This is a genomic window from Bradyrhizobium sp. 132 (genome assembly GCF_023074185.1).
GTDB lineage: Bacteria > Pseudomonadota > Alphaproteobacteria > Rhizobiales > Xanthobacteraceae > Bradyrhizobium.
The window spans coordinates 85,662-104,992 of record NZ_JADPKY010000090.1 but is presented as its reverse complement, the minus strand read 5'-3'; the positions used below and the strand labels follow the sequence as shown (position 1 = coordinate 104,992).

The window sequence follows — 19,331 nt, the reverse complement described above, 5'->3', positions numbered from 1 at the left end:
CCCCGTCAACCTCGATCCCCGCATGGCCAAGCTCGCCGGCGGCGTCCACCGCCTCGACGGACAGCTCATGGTCGTCCTCGACGTCGATCGCGTCCTCGAATTGAAGACCGAAGTGCAAATGGCTGCGTGAGCCCCAAAAACATCGAAGCGGAGAACCAAATGAAAACGTGTTTGGTGGTCGATGATTCCAGCGTCGTGCGCAAGATCGCGCGCCGGATCCTGGAAGGCCTGGAATTCGAAGTCACCGAGGCCGAGGACGGCTCGAAAGCGCTCGAGATCTGCCAGCGGAAGCTGCCCGACGCAGTGCTGCTCGACTGGAACATGCCGGTGATGGACGGCTTCGAGTTCATGGGCCACATGCGCCGCCTGCCCGGCGGCGAGGAGCCCAAGGTGGTGTTCTGCACCACCGAAAACAACGTGGCTCATATCGCTCAGGCGCTCAGCGGCGGCGCCAACGAGTACATCATGAAGCCCTTCGACAAAGACATCATCGCCGACAAGTTTGCTGAAGTCGGCTTGATCCCGGTCGGGCAAGTCATGGTCTGAGTTATCTGGCGGAGTGTTCCAGCCAGAGTGTTCCCAGTACAGCTTCCGAGAGGCTATCCGTGACCGCGACCGAATATGAGTATCTGCGTAAGTTCCTGAGGGATCATTCCGGGCTCGATCTGTCCGCAGACAAGCAATATCTGATTGAAAGCCGGCTGCTGCCGCTCGCCCGCAAGGGCGGGCTCTCCGGCATCGGCGAGCTCGTGCAAAAGCTGCAAGGCGCAGGCGCGAGCGCGCTCGTCACCAGCGTGGTCGAGGCGATGACGACCAACGAGACCTTCTTCTTCCGCGACAAGGTCCCGTTCGATCATTTCCGCGACACCATCATGCCCGAAGTGATCAAGGCCCGCGCCGGCCGCCGTAGCGTGCGGATCTGGTGCGCTGCCGGCTCGACCGGACAGGAGCCATATTCGCTGGCGATGAGCTTGAAAGAGATGGGTGCGGCCCTGACCGGCTGGCGCGTCGAGATCATCGCGACCGACCTGTCGCAGGAAGTGCTCGAGAAGGCCAAGGCCGGCATCTACAGCCAGTTCGAAGTGCAGCGCGGTCTGCCGATCCAGATGCTGATGAAATATTTCAGGCAGACCGGCGAGACCTGGCAGATCAATCCGGAGCTGCGGGCGATGATCCAGCACCGGCAGCTCAATCTGCTGCACGATTTCGCCCAGCTCGGCACCTTCGACGTCATCTTCTGCCGCAACGTGCTGATCTATTTCGACCAGGACACCAAGATCAACATCTTCAACCGTCTGGCGCGCCAGATCGAGGGAGACGGATTCCTGGTGCTGGGCGCGGCCGAAACCGTGGTCGGACTGACCGACACGTTCAAGCCGATTCCGGAGCGGCGCGGTCTCTACAAGCCGAACGACCCGCGTGCCGCAGCTGCCAAGCCGGCTTTCGCCGGCGCCGCGCCGCGCGTGGCTGTGATGGCGGGACGATAAGCATGTCCGAGGATGGAAAGGGTCTGGAGCGGGTGACGTTCAGTCGCGGCTACGATGTCTGCATCATGGCCATCGACGGCACCTGGCGCCGCGACTGCAAGCTCAACGCGATCTCCGATACAGACGCCATCCTCACGGTGGAAGGCTCGATTCAGGGCCTGAACTTGAAAGAGTTCTTCCTGCTGTTGTCGTCGACCGGCCTTGCTTACCGCCGCTGCGAACTGGTGCGCGTCAACGGCCTCGAAATGGACATCCAGTTCCTGCGTGGCAAGAATCGGAAGAAGCGCGCGGCCGGTGGCCGTGACGAGGCGGCGTGATCTTCACGTGCGTCTCGTCGCTGTTTGCCGAGACGTTGGTTCATATTTGCTGAAACATCCGACCGAATTTGCCGCAGCGGCTTTACGTCGCCTAAGCGCGAGCCATGTATCCATGGCCGGTCTCAATCTCAGGATACGGTAATGCCCAGAAGCTCTCTCTCCCCCCTCCCGTCAAACCTGCCCGACGGCACCGAGCGGCGCGCACTTCAGCTCCTGGTGGTCGATGACGACGCCACGCAGCGCAGCCTGATCACGGTCGCCGCCAGACAGGCCGGCCACGAAGTCACCGTGGCGCCGTCCGTGGCGGAAGCGATCGAAAAGCTCCGCGCAGCGCGCTTCGACTGCGTGACGCTCGATCTCGTGCTGGAGGATGGCGACGGCATCGACGTGCTGGGCGAGATGGCAAAGGCAAAATTTGGCGGCGCCGTGATCGTCATCAGCGGCATGGATGGCAAGCGCCGCAGCGCCGCTCGCAGCTTCGCCCGTTCCGTCGGAATCGTGCTCCAGAGCCTGCCCAAGCCGCTGGATCTGGCGGCGTTGCGCATCAGCCTCGCCAATCTCGGCAAGACCGCGATGGGCCTGCCGGCGATCCACACCTGGGGTGGTGTCGCCAGCGACGCGATCGTGGAACGGCACCGCGCCTGAGCCGCGGGCCTGCCATGCAACGAAATGCGGCCGCCGCGCCGCAGCGATCTACACTGTGCTGCTGGCTTCCGACAGGCATTCCACGGCGTGGCCAAGGCCCGCCCGGCAGGCGTCGAGGGCGGCGCTTGCCGTGGCATACCGGGCGTGACGTCGTCGAGCAGGAAGACATCGGCGGAACCTTCCGGATCACTGCCGTGTTCTTGATCCATGGCTGTGGCGATCCGGCGCATGCTGGTCTCGATCTGCGAGATCAGCAAGCGAAGGTCAGCCGCAATCAGCAGACGGCTCTCGGCTTCGGGCATTGCGACCAGAGGCGGCGTAGCGGCCAAATTTAGCATGGATATTCTCCGTGCTCTGTAATTAGGCGACTTGCCGCTACTTGTGCGTTAAGTCCATGTCCCGTACAAATACGGGTGGGCCGAATCCGCGCCGAACGCCATAACGGTTGGCGCGGACGCGAATCCTTCATGCCAACCGGATGTGGGCACATGGCTGAACAAAGCTCTCGCGGTGAAATCTTCGTGGTCGACGACGACGCTGCCGTTCGTGACACCTTGTCGATGGTGTTGAAGGCCGCGGGCTATGAGGTGATCTGTTTTGCGGACGGCGCAGCATTGCTCTCCGTCGCGCGAAGCCGCACACCGGCGGCGGTCCTGCTGGACGTGCATATTCCCGGCAAGTCGGGCCTCGACATTCTCAACGAGCTGCACGGCGAAGACTATCCGGCACCGATCTTCATGATCTCCGGACAGGGCGACATCGCGATGGCGGTGGGGGCCATCAAGAGCGGCGCGCTCGACTTCATCGAGAAGCCGTTCCGCGGCAGCGAGATCGTCGGCCGGCTCGACGAGGCGATCGGCGCCTATGCACGCAGGCAGTCGGAGAACGCCGCGCCGAAGTTCGGCTCGCTGCATTTCCCCGGACGCGAGCCGTTGACGCGGCGCGAGCGCGAGGTGCTCGAACAGTTCGCCGCCGGCGCCTCCAACAAGGAAGCCGGCCGCACGCTCGGCATCAGCCCGCGCACCATCGAGGACCACCGCGCCAACATCATGAAGAAGCTCGGTGCGCGCAATGCCGCCGATCTGATCCGGATCGTGATGACCGCGGCCCAGCGGGCGTCGTAAAATGGTCTCGTGCCCCGGACGCAGCGCATCATGCAATGATGCACTGCTGAGCCGGGGCCCATCTCTCCAATCTCACGGCTGACGTTTCTGGGTCCCGGCTCTGCGTCGCAGCGTTGCACGTTGCGCCTTGTCCGGGACACGAGATCGCGCCCTACGCTTGCAGCGCCTTGCGAATGATCCGCGCCAGATCCGATTTGCGATAGGGCTTCGCCAGCAGCAGAACGCCCGAATCCAGTCGGCCGTGGTGGATGATCGCGTTCTCGGTATAGCCGGACGTGTAGACCACCCGGAGATCGGGACGCGTCCTCTGGAGTTCGTCGGCGAGCTGCCGTCCGTTCATCTTGCCGGGCATGATGACGTCGGTGAACAGCAGGTCGAACGGTTTTCCGGCGGCGACGATTGCAAGCGCCTCCGTGGCGTTCGCCGCCTGCAAGGTGACGTAACCCAGCGAATGAAGCTGCGCCAGCACGTAGTCGCGCACCAGCCGGTCGTCCTCGACCACCAGGATCGTCTCGTGTCCGCCTTCGATCGCCGCCGGTGTCACGCCCTCGCCGACCGCCGTCGGCGTCTTGCCGGGCGGCAGATACATCTTGATCGTGGTGCCGTGGCCTTCCTCGCTGTAGATCTTGATATGGCCCGCGGACTGCTTGATGAAGCCGTAGACCATCGAAAGCCCGAGGCCGGTGCCCTTGCCCGGCCCCTTTGAAGTGAAGAAAGGTTCGAACACCCTGGCCAGCATGTTGGCGGGAATTCCGGTGCCGGTGTCGCTCACTGCGATCAGCACGTAGTGGCCTGGCCTGATATCGTTGACGCTGGCATAGATTTCGTCGAGATAGGCGGCGCCCGTCTCCACGATCAGCTTGCCGCCGAACGGCATGGCGTCGCGGGAGTTGAGCGCGAGGTTGAGGATTGCGGTGGTCAGCTGGTTGGGATCGACGATCGCGACGCAGCTCTCCGCCTCGAACACGGACTCGATCTGGATCTGCTCGCCCAGCGTCGGCCGCAATAGCTTCGCAGTGTCGATCATCAGCGAGTTGACGTCGATCTCGCGCGGCTGGAGCGGCTGCTTGCGTGCAAACGCCAGCAGATGCTGCGTCAGCTCGGCGCCGCGCCAGGCGGCCTCGTCGATCATCTTCGTGATCGCTGCAAGCTCCGGCTCCTTGGCCACCGCTTCGGCCAGGATCCCGATCGTGCCGGTGATGACGGTGAGGATGTTGTTGAAGTCGTGCGCCACGCCGCCGGTGAGCTGGCCGACCGCCTCCATCTTCTCGGCCTGGCGGATGCGGTCCTCGGCCGCGATCTTGTCGGTAAGGTCGCGGTAGAACACGTTGAACAGCAGGCCCTCGCGGCGCTTCAATGCCGTGACGCTCAGCTCGGCCTTGAATTCTTTGCCGTCGCGACGGCGGACCATGAGCTCGCGGCGGCGGTTAAGCGTCCGGCCGTCCTGGGACACGAGAAAGCGTGCAAGGCCGACCTTGACCCTCTCGCGTTCACTCTCTGCGACGATGAGGTCGACCGCATTCTTGCCCAGCACGTCGTCGCGCCGCCAGCCGAACAGCTCTTCGGCCCGCGAGCTCCAATTCAGGATGGTGCTGCGGTCATCGGTCTGGACGAAGGCGTCAAGCGCGGTCTCGACGATGTTGCGCGCGAGCAGCTCGCTTTCGCGCAGGGATTCTTCGGTATGCCTTGCCTCGGTCATGTCACGTCCGACGAAGAAATAGCGCTTGGCCTGATCGGACCAGTTGCCGAGCCAGGACAACCAGACCTCGCGCCCGTCCTTGTGGATGCAGCGGGTGTCGGCGAGCTTCGGACTGCCGCCGCGCCGCAGTGCGCGCATTTCCTCGCGAGATTGATCGAGATGCGCTGGGTGAATGAAGTCGACGCCGCTGCGGCCGATCATCTCGTCCGGCGGGTAGCCGAGAACGGCTTGGCTGCTCGGGCTGATCTGCACGATATGGCCGCGCGAATCCATGATCATGATCAGGTCTTGCGACGCATCGAACAGCTGTCGCCGCTCCTCGAGCGTTTGTTGCAGCGCTCGCTCGGTCTGGCGTGCGTCAGTGAGGCGGCGCGCCGAGCCGGAGGCGCCGATGATCTCACCCAAAGCGCCCCTGATCGGCGACAGGCTCACCGAGATATCGACCGGAGTGCCGTCCTTGCGCAGGCGCACCGTTTCGAAGTGTTCGATGCGTTCGCCGCGCGAAATCCGCCGCAGATAATCCTTGCCCTCTTCGCGGCGATCGGCCGGCAGGAGGATCGAAGTCGGCTGTCCGACCGCCTCCTCGACCGTATGGCCGTAGAGGCGCTCGGCCGCCGCGTTCCACCCGATGATGGTGCCGTCGAGCGTCTGCATGACGATCGAATCGTCCGAGGATTCGACCGCCGCGCTGAACAGGCGTTCGCGAACGGCGAGCTGGTCGCGCGCGGCCTCCGTGCGCCGGTGCTCCAGAACTTCGTGCTCCAATGCCGATGTCTTCGCGTTCGTTTCTTCGACCATGCGGGCGAAAGCACGCGCCAGCAGGCCGGTCTCGCCTGATGCGTCGATTGGAATATCGGCGGGCTTGCCGCGCCCGATCGCATCGACCGCGGTGGTGAGCCGGCCGATCGGCCGGGTCAGCGACTGCGCCAGCAGCACGGCCAGCACGGCGGCGACCATCACCGCGATGAGGCCGATCGTGATCGTCGTCTTCTCGATGATGACGGCCGGCGCCATGAAGACGGCGTAGGGCACGATGCGGATGATGCCGGCCCACTGACCCTCGGCCAGGATCGCGGGCGCGATCGCGGTCCCGCTCGGCTTGCCGTCGTTTTCCCGCACGACCTGGGTCGCACCCAGGGTCGATCCGGTGACTGAAGAGAAATAGGGGAAGTCGTTCTGCCAGCGCGTCGGCGTCCCCAGTTGCGAGCTGAATTCGCGGGTGCGATCCGGATGCACGAGATAATCGCCGTTGCGGCCGACCACGTAAACCTGCTCCCCGCGCCGGCTCGTTATCCTGATACGGTCGAACGCCTGGCGCATGTCGACATTGACGACGACGATGCCGAACAGCCGGTGACCGGACCCGAACAGCGGTGCCGCGACGCGTAGCGTCGGCACATAAGGCATCTGAATCACGCCATCGTCGACATTCAGATCGACCGGAGAGACGTAGACCTGATCCTCCGGCAGCTTGATCGCTCCCTGGAAGAAGAAGCGCTCGTCCTTGTTTTGCAGGCCATTGTCGGGGACGATGCGCACCGATCCTGCCGGGCCGGATCGGTCGACCCGCAGATATTCGCTGCCGTCGATGTTGATGACGCGAAATTTCGCGTAGGTCGGGTTGGCTCCGACAACGGCCACGAGTTGGGGCAGCAACCGCTCGCGCCAGTTCTTTTCTGACAGGTGGTCAGTTGGATCGACGCCGTTGTTGAAATGCGCGTCGATCATGCCGCGTACCGCGGCACGGGAGCGGAAGGTGACGATGTCGGCGCGTGCGCCGTCGGTCTGGGCTTCGAGCTGGGAAGCCAGCAGCCGGGATTGTGTCTCGATACGGTCGAGCACGCGCGGCAGGAAGGCCTGCTCCAGGCTGTAATGGCTCAGCCATCCGACGGCGGAGACCGCAACCGCGACCAGCAGAATCATTGCGATGGCCAGCCGGGTTGCGAGGGTCATGCCGGCCCTCCCGCCACGTCGCGTACGGCCCCGAATGTTCTGCTAGGTCGCAACATGAACCGCTCCGTCATCGGCCGCCGGAGCCGGCATCGGGTTGCGGCACGGTCGTCGATTGCGCTGTTTTCAGGCAGCGGTCGACTGCGGCGAGCAGCGCGTCGGGGCGGAACGGCTTCTGCAGGCTCGCGACCGCGCCGAGCTTGGTTGCCATCTTGAGAAAATCCGGCTCTGCGAAAACGCCCGGCGTGATCGAACGGCCGGAAATGACGATGATCGGAATGGTCGATGCCCGCGCCCGGATGTGGCGCATCGTCTCCAGCCCGTCCATGCCGGGCATGAAGATGTCGAGGAACAGCAAGTCGAACTGGCTGGCCGCGAACAGCGCGAGCCCCTTGCGGCCATCGCCAGCGAGCGTGACGTGATGGCCCGCTCTCTCCAGCAGCAGCCGGATTGTGATTTGCACGGCCGGGTCGTCATCCACGATCAGGATGTTGGCCACGTCAAAAACCTCCGGGTCGGGCAGGGATGTTCCCAGCGACCCAAATCAAAGCTTCAAATACGAAACTGTTGCGCGGATTGTGCCCATCCTGCAAGCACTTCGCGCCCATCCGACGGGGTGTAAACGGCGTCTGGATTCGACGGCTGTATATATGCACGATTACGTGCACATGATCAGGGGGCCGTCACACACGGCTGGTCGGTCAGGTACTCCGGATGGTGGCTCCGGATCTTGTCGAGCTCACTGAGCGTACCTGACAGATGCTTGCGCAAATGCTGTTTCGCGGCATCGGCATCGCCAGCCTCGATCGCGCGCGTGATCAGTCTGTGGTGGCGGATGATGTTCTGGGCCTTGCCGGGCGAGGGCAAATGCAGCCGGCGCAGCCGGTCGATATGTCCGCTGCGACTGCGCACCAGCGCCCACAAATCCTGCTTGCCGGCCGCGGCGTAAAGCTGCGCGTGAAAAGAGTTGTCGTCTGCCATGAAGGCCTCGAAGTCACCAGCCTTGGCAGATTGTTGTTGCAGCGCAATGGCGTGATCGAGGCGGATCACCAATGCGGCGTCGCTGTTGGCTGCGAGCAGGCGCACGATCTCCAGCTCCAGCGCCTGACGCAGGAAATGCGCCTGCTCGGCGCGATTGATATCGATCCGGCTGACCACGGTGGCGTGCTGCGGAAACACGTCGACCAGGCCTTCTTCCTCGAGCCGCATCAAGGCATCGCGGACAGGCGTCGAGCTGACGCCGAACTGGCCGGCAAGCTCGGCGCGTGACAGCGGCGCGCCCGGCGGTAGCTCCAGGGCGATGATCGCATTGCGCAGCCGCTCGAACACCTGCGGCGCGGCCTGTCGGGCACGATCGAGCCTCGATGCCGTTTTTGCGGGTGCGCGCGGCGCGGTATGGGCTGCTTCCATGTGGGGTCCCGCTTGCCTTTGATGCACTAATATATTAGTGCATCAGCAGGGTCAACGAGCGCGACGCCTACCCGGAGGAAACATACAACAATGATCAAGCATCTCCGCAGCCAACTGGCGGCCGCCACCCTAATCGCCGCAACCGCTCTCTCGGTATCCACGGCGCAGGCGCAGCAGAAGTCCGAGATCTCGCTGTCGCGCCAGCCCGGCATTTTCTACATGCCGAGCCACATCATGGAAAAGCAGAAGCTGATCGAGAAGCACGCAGCTCAGCTCGGCGTAGCAGGCGTCGCCACCAAATGGGTCACCTTCTCCGGCGGCGGTGCGCAGACCGACGCGCTGCTCGCGGGCGGCGTCGATATTCTCAACACCGGTACAGGCAATCTTTTGTTGCTGTGGGATCGCACGCGCGGTGGCGTCAAGGGCATCGTCGCGACCTCGGCGCAGCCGATGACGCTGATCAGCCGCGACGCCAACATCAAGTCGATCAAGGATTTCGGCCCCGGCGACAAGATCGCCGTGCCGACCGTGAAAGTCTCGACCCAGGCGATCGTATTGCAGATCGCCGCCGCCGAGGCTTTCGGCGCCGACCAATGGTCGAAGCTGGACGTCAACACGGTGCAGCTCGGCCATCCCGACGCCTATGCGGCGCTGTCCAATTCCAAGCACGAGGTGCACACCCACTTCTCGATCCCGCCCTTCACCTTCCTGGAGCTGAAGAACGTGCCGGGCGCGCATGTCGTGCTGAGCTCGCCTGACGTGATGGGCGGCCCGCTGAGCCAGGCGCAGTTCTTCACCACGACGAAGTTCGCCGATGCCAATCCGAAAATCATCCAGGCCGTGCGCGATGCCACCAAGGAAGCGCAGGATCTGATCCGCAGCGACACCAGGCAGGCGGTCGAGATCTACAAGGAGATCACCGGCGACAAGACCTCGGTGGAAGAGCTGCTCGATCTTCTGAAGGAGCCCGGGATGATGGAGTGGAATCTCGAGCCGCAGGGCACGATGAAATTCGCCGCCCATCTGTTCAAGACCGGCACGCTGAAGACCCAGCCCAAGGCCTGGACCGATTACTATCTCCCCGTCGCGCACGATCTGAAGGGTAACTGATGGCGCTGCTCGACGTCAGCTCCGTGACGCTGCGCTACAAGACCTCCAGCGCCGTCGTCACGGCCACCGAAAGGGTGAGTTTCACCGTCGGCAAGTCCGATCGCTTCGTGCTGCTTGGGCCGTCCGGCTGCGGCAAGTCGACCCTGCTCAAGGCCGTCGGTGGCTACATGGCGCCGAGCGAAGGCCGCGTGACCATCAACGACCGCGAAATCCGCGGCCCTGGCGCCGATCGCATGATGATCTTCCAGGAGTTCGACCAGCTCCTGCCCTGGAAGAGCGTGCTCGCCAACGTGATGTTCCCGCTGCTGACCGCGCGAAAGCTATCGCGCAAGGACGCCGAAGCGCGGGCGCGGGCCTATATCGAGAAGGTCGGGCTGACACGCGTGTTTGATGCCTATCCGCACACGCTGTCCGGCGGCATGAAGCAGCGCGTCGCGATCGCGCGCGGCATGGCGATGGAGCCGGACATCCTGCTGATGGACGAGCCGTTCGCCGCGCTCGATGCGCTGACGCGGCGAACTTGCCAGGACGAGTTGCTCCAGCTCTGGAGCGAGACCAAATTCACCGTGCTGTTCGTGACGCATTCGATCGCGGAAGCGATCCGCATCGGCAACCGCATCCTGCTGTTGTCGCCGCATCCCGGCCGCGTCAAGGCCGAGGTGGTCGACGTCGACAAGGTCTCCAATGACGATGGCAGCGCCGGCCGGCTGGAGAAGGAGATCCACGATCTCCTGTTCGCCGCCGAAGCAACGGCGCATTGAGGGAAGCCGCCATGGGCGAAGCGAGAATATTGCTGCGTGACGCGCCGGCCGCCACCGCCGGCGGCGGCGCAGCCGAGGTCGAGCGCAAGCTGAGCGTGCTTGAGCTGTTGTGGAACGACGGTTTTGTCCGCAAGACCGTCATCATCCTGTTCCTGGCGGCGATCTGGGAAGCCTACGGTCTCACCCTAGACAATCCGCCGCTGTTTCCGACGCTGCACGATACCGTCATCACGATGTTCGAGCGCGTGAAGGACGGCACGATTCCGATGCGCGCCTGGACGTCGCTGAAGGTCTTGTTCATGGGCTATTCGGCCGGCATCGTGCTGGCCGCGATCTTCACTGTGCTCGCGATCTCGACGCGGATCGGTACCGATTTCCTCGAGACTGTCACGGCGATGTTCAATCCGCTGCCGGCGATCGCGCTGTTGCCGCTCGCTTTGATCTGGTTCGGTCTCGGCAACGGCAGCCTGGTGTTTGTGCTGATCCATTCGGTGCTATGGCCGGTCGCACTCAACACCCATTCCGGCTTCAAGAGCGTGTCCAACACGCTGCGCATGGTCGGGCGAAACTACGGCCTGCGCGGGCTGCCCTATGTGGCCAAAATCCTCATCCCGGCCGCCTTCGGCTCGATCCTCACCGGCCTCAAGATCGGCTGGGCCTTTGCCTGGCGCACGCTGATCGCGGCCGAGCTGGTGTTCGGCGTGTCCTCGGGGCAGGGCGGGCTCGGCTGGTTCATCTTCGAGAACCGCAACCTCCTCGACATACCTGCGGTCTTCGCAGGCCTCTTGACGGTGATTATCATCGGGCTTTTTGTCGAGAACCTGATTTTCCGCGCCATCGAGCGGAACACCGTGCAGAAATGGGGCACCCAATCATGACCAAGAAGAAAATGACGCCCGACCAGCTCCGCAGCGCGCGCTGGTTCGCACCCGACGATCTCCGCTCGTTCGGCCATCGCTCCCGCGCCATGCAGATGGGCTACGCGCCGGAGGAGTGGAAGGACCGCCCGATTATCGCGATCCTCAACACCTGGTCGGACGCACAGCCCTGCCACATGCACTTCAAGTCGCGCGTCGACGACGTCAAGCGCGGCATCCTGATGGCCGGCGGCCTGCCGCTGGAGCTGCCGGCGCTGTCGCTGTCGGAATCGTTGTTGAAGCCGACCACCATGCTTTACCGCAACCTGCTGGCGATGGACGCGGAAGAACTTCTGCGCAGCCATCCCGTCGACGGCGTGGTGCTGATGGGCGGTTGCGACAAGACCACGCCAGCGCTGTTGCTCGGCGCGACCTCGATGAACATCCCGGCGATCTATCTGCCGGCCGGCCCGATGCTGCGCGGCAACTGGAAAGGCAAGACGCTCGGCTCCGGCTCGGACGGTTGGAAATATTGGGACGAGCGGCGCGCCGGAAAGATCTCCGACAAGGACTGGCTCGACATCGAGGCCGGCATCGCTCGCAGCTACGGCACCTGCATGACCATGGGCACGGCCTCGACCATGACCGCGATCGCCGAGGCGATCGGCATGACGTTGCCGGGCGCCTCCTCGATTCCCGCCGCCGACGCCAACCACATCCGCATGGCCTCTGAATGCGGCCGCCGCATCGTCGAGATGGTCTGGGAAGATCTGACGCCGAAGACGATTCAGACCCGCAAGGCTTTCGAGAACGCGATCGCGGTGGCGATGGCGATGGGCTGCTCGACCAATGCGATCATCCATCTGATCGCGCAGGCGCGCCGCGCCGGTCTCGATATCGGCCTCGACGATTTCGAGATCGCAAGCCGCAAGGTGCCTGTCATCGCCAACGTGCGGCCGAGCGGCGATGCCTATCTGATGGAGGACTTCTTCTATGCCGGCGGCCTGCCGGCGCTGATGGGCCAGATCAAGCAGCATCTGCATCTCGATTGCGTCACCGTCACCGGACAGACCGTCGGCGAGAACATCGCGGGCGCCGAAGTGCACAACGACGACGTGATCCGCTCGGTCGACAATCCCATCTACAAGGAGGGCGCGCTCGCCGTGCTCAAGGGCAACCTCGCGCCCGACGGCTGCGTCATCAAGCCCTCCGCCTGCGCGCCGCGCTTCCTCAAGCACACGGGGCCGGCACTGGTGTTCGACGACTATCCTGCGATGAAGAAGGCGGTCGACGATCCCAATCTCGACGTCACCGAAGACCACATCCTGATCCTGCGCAATGCCGGGCCGCAGGGCGGGCCGGGCATGCCGGAATGGGGCATGCTGCCGATCCCGACAAAGCTCGTGAAGCAGGGCGTGCGCGACATGGTGCGGATCTCCGATGCGCGCATGAGCGGCACCAGCTATGGCACCTGCATTTTGCATGTGGCTCCCGAATCCTATGTCGGCGGGCCGCTGGCGCTGGTCCGGAACGGCGACCGCATCACGCTCGATGTCGGCGCCCGCACCATCAATCTCGACGTCTCCGAAGCCGAGCTTGAAAAGCGCCGTGCCGCCTGGAAGCAGCCCGAGCGCCGCTTCGAGCGAGGCTATGGCTGGATGTTCACGAAACACATCAAGCAGGCCAATGACGGCTGCGACTTCGACTTCCTCGAAACTGACTTCGGCGCGCCGATCGGCGAGCCCTCGATTTACTAGAGAGTATGAGATGACCAAACTTACCGAAGCCACCCGCACCAAGCTGAAATCCGTTTCAACCGCCACCGTCGCAACCGCGTTGTTCAAGCGCGGCCTGCGCATCCAGATGATCCAGGATGTGCACCCGCTCGGTGCGGATCAGCCGACCATGGTCGGTGAGGCCTTCACGCTACGCTACATGCCGGCGCGCGAAGATCTCAACACCATCGACGTCTTCAGGGATCGCTCCCATCCGCAACGCAAGGCGGTCGAGGATTGTCCGGCGGGCAGCGTGCTGGTGATGGACAGCCGCAAGGACGCGCGCGCCGCTTCCGCCGGTGCGATCCTGGTGACGCGCTTGATGAAGCGCGGTGTCGCCGGCGTCGTCACCGACGGCGGGTTTCGCGACTCGGCCGAGATCGCAAAAATCGGTATCCCCGCGTATCACCATCGCCCGAGCGCGCCGACCAATCTGACGCTGCATCACGCGATCGAGATCAATGTGCCGATCGGCTGCGGTGATGCGCCGGTGTTTCCCGGCGACGTCATTCTCGGCGACAGCGACGGCGTGATCGTGATCCCCGCGCATCTCGCCGACGAGATCGCCAACGAAACCTTCGAGATGACCGCGTTCGAGGACTTCGTCACCGAGGAAGTCAACAAGGGCCGCGGCATCTTTGGTCTCTACCCGGCGACGGACCCACAGACGGTGATCGATTTCGCGGAATGGCGGAAGAAGAACGGAAGGTAGTTGCTTTGGAGAGCTGCCGGCTCATAGCATCCCGGGCCGGAACAGCTTTCGATATCGCCGTGTTTCGGAGCCGGAGATCATGAACTCGCCGTCGCCGCGATAGTGGATCGTCTTCGGGAGCTTCGGCGCTTTCGCCACGTGTGCCTTCACCACTTCGAAGACGAACATGTCATATTTCTTCACCCAACTCGCGTCGGCGAGCTGGCATTCGAAACTCGCGTAGCATTCATCGATCAGCGGCGCGCGGACATGCGTGCCGGGTTTGGGTGTCAGCCCGAATTCGCTGAACTTGTCGATGTCGCGTCCGGAGCTGTTCCCGATCTTCACGACCGTCGGCGCCAGGTCGTCGGTCGGAATGTTGATTACGCATTGGCGGCTCCTGCGGATCAGGTCAAAGCTGTGGTTCGCGCTCGAGATGACGCAGGCCACCAGCGCCGGTGAAAATTCCATCATCATGTGCCAACCCATCGTCATGATGTTGGTCTGGTCCTTGTGAGCCGAGCTGACGAGCACGATGGGGCCTGGCTCCAGCAAGCGGCGGACGTTCGAGGTCGGAAAATCCTTCTTGTTGTAACGCGGCATGTTGAATCCCTCGCGCAGTCCGGCCGCGTTGATCTCGGTCCAGACGCTACGCCTCCGCCATCCCCGCGGCCCACAGCGCGAACGCATAGACGATCGCGACTTCGTCGAGCCGGTTGAAGCGTCCTGAGGCGCCGCCGTGGCCGGCGCCCATGTTGGTGCGGAGTAACACCGGGCCGCCACCGCTCATCGTGGCGCGCAGGCGTGCGATCCATTTGGCGGGCTCCCAATAGGTCACGCGCGGATCAGTCAAGCCGCCCATCGCCAGGATCGCCGGATAGTCTTTCGCCGCAACATTGTCGTAAGGCGAGTAGGACAGGATGGTGTGAAAATCCTTCTCGCTCTCGATCGGGTTACCCCATTCCGGCCATTCCGGCGGCGTCAGCGGCAGCGTGTCGTCGAGCATGGTATTGAGCACGTCGACGAACGGGACCTCGGCGACGATGCCGGCAAACAGCTCGCCGGCGCGGTTGGCCACCGCGCCCATCAGCATGCCGCCGGCCGAGCCGCCATGGCCGACGATGCGCTTTGCGCAGGTGTACTTCGCGTCGATCAGCGCGCGGGCGCTGGCTGAGAAGTCGTCGAACGAATTGGTCTTCTTCTCGCGCTTGCCGTCGAGATACCAGCCCCAGCCCTTGTCGGCGCCGCCGCGGATATGTGCGATGGCGTAGACGAAGCCGCGGTCGACCAGCGACAGGCGGTTGGCGTTGAACGACGCCGGCATCGCCATGCCGTAGGAGCCGTAACCGTAAAGCAGCAGCGGCGCCGAACCGTCGAGCTTCACCCCACGGCGATAGAGGATCGACACCGGAACGTCGGCGCCGTCATGCGCCTTCGCCATGATGCGCGTCGTGACGTAGTCGCTCGCATCGTGGCCCGACGGGATCTCCTGGCGCTTGCGCAGGGTGCGCGTGCGCTTGGTCATGTCATAGTCATAGACTTCCGACGGCGTCGTCATCGACGAATAGGCGAAGCGCAGCGTGGTCGTCTCGAACTCGTAGGAGCCCATCGTGTCGAGCGAATAGGCCGCCTCGTCGAAGGCGATGGCATGCTCCTCGTTCGATGCGAGATCGCGGATCACGATGGATGGCAGCGCGTTGGCGCGCTCCAGCCGCACCAGATGGCCGGCATAGAGATCGAGATCGATGATGTAGATGCCCGGACGATACGGGATCAAATCGCGCCAGTTCTTGCGCTCGGGTGAAGCGAGCGGTGCGGTGACGATCTTGAAGTCGATGGCGTCGTCGGCATTGGTGAGGATGAAGAGCTCGTCGCCGCGATCGCCGAGCGAATATTGCACGCCCTCCTCGCGCGCCGCGACCAGGCGCGGCGGTGCCTTGGGGTTGGCGAGATCGATCAGCCGTTGCTCCGAGGTCTCGTGATCGCCGCCGGCGATCACGCAGAAGCGGCCGCTGGTACTTTCGTGCAGATGGGTGAACCAGCCGGAATCCTGCTCCTCGTAGACGAGGGTATCGTCGGCCTGCCTGGTGCCGAGCTTGTGCCGCCACACCTGCATCGGGCGGTGATTGTCGTCGAGCTTCACATAGAAGAACGACGTCGCGTCCTTGCTCCAGACCACGCCGCCGTCGGTCTCCTCGACGACGTCGTCAAGATCCTTTCCGGTTGCCCAGTCGCGCACGCGGATGGAGAAATATTCCGAGCCCTTGGTGTCGGCACTCCAGGCTTGCAGCTTGTGGTCGTTCGAGTGCCGGCTGCCGCCGAATTTGAAATATGCGTGGTCCTTGGCGAGCGCATCGCCGTCGAGCACGATATGGCCCTCGCCGCCGTCGCGCGGCATGCGGCCGAACAGCTCGTGCTGGCCGCCTTCGCGGAACTTGCGGAAATAGGCGAACTCACCGTCGGGCGACGGCACGCTGGAATCGTCCTCCTTGATCCGCCCCCGCATCTCGCGCACCAGCGACTTCTGGAGGGCGGCGGTATGGCCGAGCAGGCTCTCGGTGTAGCCATTCTCTTCGTCGAGATATTTACGGATGTCGGGATCGAGCACCGCGGGATCGCGCAGCACCTCCTGCCATTTTTCGTCCTTCAGCCAGGCATAGTCGTCGGTCACGGTGATCCCGTGCTGCGTGAAGGAATGCGGCCGGCGCGGGGCGATTGGGGGCTGGGAAGGTGTTTTGGCCTGTGTCACTCGATCCTCGTTCAGATGCGTGCTCCACCTTATATCGTCCTGATTCCGCGAATTGCCAGCGCCGCTGCGCCATGGACTGCGCCAATGACTGCACCATCGGGTTGTTGACCGGCTGCATCTATGCTTTAGGGGCCAAATCCCTTTAGTCCCGCCTCCGGTCCAGGCCGATGCTGTTCAATTCCTATCCGTTCATCCTGCTGTTCCTGCCGGCCGCGCTGGCCGGATATTTCTGGCTCGGGCGGCGCAGCAATCTGGCCCCGGTGATCTGGCTGGCGGCGGCCTCGCTCGCTTTCTATGCCATCGGCAACTGGCAGTTCGTTGCGCTGTTGCTGATATCGATCGCCTTCAACTACGGCGTCGGCCATCTCCTCATCGTGGCGAAGCTTACTCCGTCGCAACGTAAGGCGGCACTCGCGCTTGGCGTCGCCGGCGATCTCCTGGTGCTTGGCATTTTCAAATATGCCGGCTTCGCCGCCGAGAACATCAACGCGCTAACCGGGACGCATTTCGCGGTCCACATCCTGCTGCCGGTCGGTATCTCCTTCTACACGTTCACCCAGATCGCGTTCCTGGTTGACGCCTATCGCGGGCAGGTCGCGGCTTACGCGCTGCCGCACTACGCGCTGTTCGTGACATACTTTCCGCATCTGATCGCGGGACCGATCCTCCACCACAAGGACATGATCCCGCAATTCGAGCGGGAGGAAACCAAGCATCCGCATGCGCATCTCATTTTGTGCGGAATCATCATCTTTGCGATCGGCCTGTTCAAGAAGACATGCCTTGCCGACGGCATCCAGCCGCTGGTTGCGCTCGCCTTCGATGCGCGCGCGCCGAGTTTTGATCAGGCCTGGCTTGGCTCGCTCGCCTACACCTTCCAGCTCTATTTCGACTTCTCCGGCTATTCCGACATGGCGATCGGGATATCGCTGATGTTCGGCATCTTCATGCCCGTCAATTTCAACTCGCCCTACAAGGCCACCAGCATCGTCGAGTTCTGGCGCCGCTGGCACATGACCTTGTCGCAATTCCTGCGCGACTATCTCTACATCCCGCTCGGCGGCAACCGCCACGGCCGCGTGCTGCGCTATGTCAATTTGATGATCACGATGCTGCTCGGAGGGCTCTGGCATGGTGCGGCCTGGACGTTCGTGGTCTGGGGCGCGCTGCATGGCGCTTATCTCTGCGTCAATCACGCCTTCAACGCGCTGGTGCCGAACATCCCGGCGGCTCTTGCGCGTCCGGTCCGGATCGCCGGGGCCGTACTCACCTTCCTTGCCGTCGTCGTCGCCTGGGTGTTTTTCCGCGCCGAGCGGGTCGACTGGGCGCTGCGGGTTCTCGGCGCCATGGCCGATCCGGCGAACGTCATCCTCGGCCGCGAGGAGATCGCGGCGCTGGTGCAGGTCACGATCTATGCCGCGCTGGTGTGGCTGGCGCCGAACACGCAAGGACTCATGGGATACGACCACGCCAACCGCAGGGTCGGAGAGGGCTTGATGGCGGGACGGTTGCGGCCTCTGGTCCTCTATGGCGCGTCGCTGGTGCTTGCGTTTGGGATTTTGGGCATCCAGAGCCACAGCGAATTCATCTATTTCCGGTTCTGATGCGGGGCACGTTCACATATCCAGGACGTCTTCTGCTCGCGAGCATCGCGTGCGTGCTCGGGGCGGCTGCGCTCATTTACGGCGTCGATCCCCTGCAACTGTTTCGGTCCTCGCGTCTCGTCGCGCCCTTTTATTCGGACGACACGCGCGTGCAGAATGCCGGGCTGATCCGCAGCCAGTCGTTCGACACCGCCTTCATGGGCACCTCGCTCGCGATCCATTTTCGTCAGAGCGACATCGACCATGCGCTCGGCGTGCACTCGCTCAAGCTGGCGATGACCGGCTCCAATTCGCGCCAGCAGGGTTTTGTGCTGGAGCAGGCAATCGACCGCGGCGCAAAGCGCGTGATCTGGCAGATGGACGATTTTATTTTTGTCGATGCGGCTGACATCGAGACGGATCCTCATTTCTCCGTCGATCTCTATCGCGGGACGGCAAAGGGGATCGCGTCCTATCTTTTCAGCGCGGCGATGGCGAAGGAATCGCTGTTCGCGCTGCTGCGGTCGGTTCCGCCGTTGCGGCAGCCGCTGATCCGGGCCGCGCCTTATCTGCCCGTCAAGTTCGCGCTGGCCAAGGTCGACGACATCTACGCGCTGCCGCGGGATTTCGACGTCGCCCGTGGCTACAATGCAGAGAAGGCGCTTGCCGCCTTCGCCTACATCACAAATCCCATGCGCAGCCGCTTTCTCGGCGAAGGCTATGGCTACGACGCCATGGTGCGGCACTTCGAGCGCGATGCCGTCGGCCTGATCACGCGTCATCCGGGCGTGACCTTCGACATCTACTTCCCGCCCTATTCGATCCTGCAATTCGTCGCGATGCGCGACGCCTCGCCTGCGACGCTGAAGATCGTCACCGATCTCACGGCGCGCGTGGCGGAGCGCCTCACGCAGCTTCCCAATGTCCGCCTTTATGATTTCCGCGCGATCAAGGAAGTCACGCACGACCTCAACAATTACGGCGATGTCATCCACCATTCGCCGGTCGTTGATGCGAAAGTGTTGAAATGGCTGGCGAGGGGGGAATATCGGGTCGATCCGAAGGCATCACTTGCGTCGCTGGACGAGTTGAAGGCACAGGTCGCGGCATATCGCGTGGAGCGCTGATCTTTCCTTCTCCCACAAGGGGAGAAGGAAGAGACGCGAAGCTGGC

At 63.4% G+C, this 19,331-nt stretch carries 17 protein-coding genes and 2 pseudogenes; 13 read left to right on the top strand and 6 right to left on the bottom strand.

The genetic code is table 11. The annotated features are described in order from the left end of the window. The 5 genes and pseudogenes from IVA74_RS15510 to IVA74_RS15490 form a co-directional block, all read left to right on the top strand. Window positions 1–130, top strand: a pseudogene (locus IVA74_RS15510) (chemotaxis protein CheW); the annotation flags it as partial. A gap of 29 nt (window positions 131–159) precedes the next feature. Then, window positions 160–546: a response regulator gene (locus IVA74_RS15505; RefSeq protein ID WP_247345208.1), complete on the top strand. Its 387-nt coding sequence runs from the start codon at window positions 160–162 to the stop codon at window positions 544–546. Window positions 547–605: 59 nt separating this feature from the next. Further along, window positions 606–1,487: a protein-glutamate O-methyltransferase CheR gene (locus tag IVA74_RS15500; RefSeq protein WP_247345203.1), complete on the top strand. Its 882-nt coding sequence runs from the start codon at window positions 606–608 to the stop codon at window positions 1,485–1,487. Between the two features lie 2 nt (window positions 1,488–1,489). Beyond that, the gene (locus tag IVA74_RS15495; protein ID WP_247345200.1) at window positions 1,490–1,804 is read left to right on the top strand and encodes a PilZ domain-containing protein; all 315 of its coding nucleotides are present in this window, start codon (window positions 1,490–1,492) and stop codon (window positions 1,802–1,804) included. 141 nt (window positions 1,805–1,945) lie between these two features. Then, complete coding sequence (locus IVA74_RS15490; RefSeq protein ID WP_247345197.1) at window positions 1,946–2,449, top strand: response regulator; 504 nt, start codon at window positions 1,946–1,948, stop codon at window positions 2,447–2,449. Window positions 2,450–2,497: 48 nt separating this feature from the next. Here the strand turns inward: IVA74_RS15490 and IVA74_RS15485 are convergent. Further along, a pseudogene (locus IVA74_RS15485) lies at window positions 2,498–2,787 on the bottom strand (hypothetical protein). A gap of 150 nt (window positions 2,788–2,937) precedes the next feature. Between IVA74_RS15485 and IVA74_RS15480 the strand changes: the two are divergent. Continuing rightward, entirely contained in the window at window positions 2,938–3,573 is a 636-nt protein-coding gene (locus IVA74_RS15480; RefSeq protein ID WP_007604420.1) for a response regulator, read from the top strand. Window positions 3,574–3,724: 151 nt separating this feature from the next. Here the strand turns inward: IVA74_RS15480 and IVA74_RS15475 are convergent, their stop codons facing one another. The 3 genes from IVA74_RS15475 to IVA74_RS15465 all read right to left on the bottom strand — a co-directional run bounded on the left by IVA74_RS15475 (window position 3,725) and on the right by IVA74_RS15465 (window position 8,632). After that, on the bottom strand, window positions 3,725–7,225 hold the full coding sequence (locus IVA74_RS15475) for a PAS domain S-box protein (protein ID WP_247345194.1): 3,501 nt from the start codon (window positions 7,223–7,225) through the stop codon (window positions 3,725–3,727). 67 nt (window positions 7,226–7,292) lie between these two features. Continuing rightward, window positions 7,293–7,721, bottom strand: a complete 429-nt coding sequence (locus IVA74_RS15470) for a response regulator (protein WP_247345191.1) — start codon at window positions 7,719–7,721, stop codon at window positions 7,293–7,295. Window positions 7,722–7,894: 173 nt separating this feature from the next. After that, window positions 7,895–8,632, bottom strand: a complete 738-nt coding sequence (locus tag IVA74_RS15465; RefSeq protein ID WP_247345188.1) for a GntR family transcriptional regulator — start codon at window positions 8,630–8,632, stop codon at window positions 7,895–7,897. A 90-nt stretch (window positions 8,633–8,722) separates the two neighbouring features. Here IVA74_RS15465 and IVA74_RS15460 point away from each other — a divergent pair, with 90 nt between their 5' ends. From IVA74_RS15460 to IVA74_RS15440, 5 genes are read left to right on the top strand one after another with little or no spacing between them, the layout of a single operon-like run. Continuing rightward, on the top strand, window positions 8,723–9,742 hold the full coding sequence (locus IVA74_RS15460; RefSeq protein WP_247345185.1) for an ABC transporter substrate-binding protein: 1,020 nt from the start codon (window positions 8,723–8,725) through the stop codon (window positions 9,740–9,742). Then, entirely contained in the window at window positions 9,742–10,503 is a 762-nt protein-coding gene (locus IVA74_RS15455) for an ABC transporter ATP-binding protein (protein WP_247345182.1), read from the top strand. The genes IVA74_RS15460 and IVA74_RS15455 overlap by 1 nt, the downstream gene beginning before the upstream one ends. 11 nt (window positions 10,504–10,514) lie before the next feature. Then, window positions 10,515–11,381 carry an ABC transporter permease gene (locus IVA74_RS15450; protein WP_247345180.1) on the top strand — a complete coding sequence of 289 codons (867 nt, stop codon included), beginning with the start codon at window positions 10,515–10,517 and terminating at the stop codon, window positions 11,379–11,381. Next, entirely contained in the window at window positions 11,378–13,117 is a 1,740-nt protein-coding gene (gene araD / locus IVA74_RS15445) for an L-arabinonate dehydratase (protein ID WP_247345177.1), read from the top strand. Before IVA74_RS15450 ends, araD begins: the two co-directional genes overlap by 4 nt. A 10-nt stretch (window positions 13,118–13,127) precedes the next feature. After that, window positions 13,128–13,847 (top strand): ribonuclease activity regulator RraA, encoded by a 720-nt coding sequence (locus IVA74_RS15440; RefSeq protein WP_247345174.1) that lies wholly within the window; start codon window positions 13,128–13,130, stop codon window positions 13,845–13,847. Between the two features lie 21 nt (window positions 13,848–13,868). Here the strand turns inward: IVA74_RS15440 and IVA74_RS15435 are convergent, their stop codons facing one another. Both IVA74_RS15435 and IVA74_RS15430 read right to left on the bottom strand, forming a co-directional pair. Further along, entirely contained in the window at window positions 13,869–14,429 is a 561-nt protein-coding gene (locus IVA74_RS15435) for a flavin reductase family protein (protein WP_247345171.1), read from the bottom strand. 46 nt (window positions 14,430–14,475) lie between these two features. Beyond that, a complete protein-coding gene (locus tag IVA74_RS15430) occupies window positions 14,476–16,575 on the bottom strand; it encodes a S9 family peptidase (RefSeq protein WP_247345169.1) in 2,100 nt (699 codons plus the stop codon). 167 nt (window positions 16,576–16,742) lie between these two features. Here IVA74_RS15430 and IVA74_RS15425 point away from each other — a divergent pair, with 167 nt between their 5' ends. Continuing rightward, window positions 16,743–18,179 (top strand): MBOAT family protein, encoded by a 1,437-nt coding sequence (locus IVA74_RS15425; protein WP_247345166.1) that lies wholly within the window; start codon window positions 16,743–16,745, stop codon window positions 18,177–18,179. Continuing rightward, entirely contained in the window at window positions 18,179–19,285 is a 1,107-nt protein-coding gene (locus IVA74_RS15420; RefSeq protein WP_247345163.1) for a hypothetical protein, read from the top strand. The genes IVA74_RS15425 and IVA74_RS15420 overlap by 1 nt, the downstream gene beginning before the upstream one ends. Window positions 19,286–19,331 lie beyond the last annotated feature (46 nt).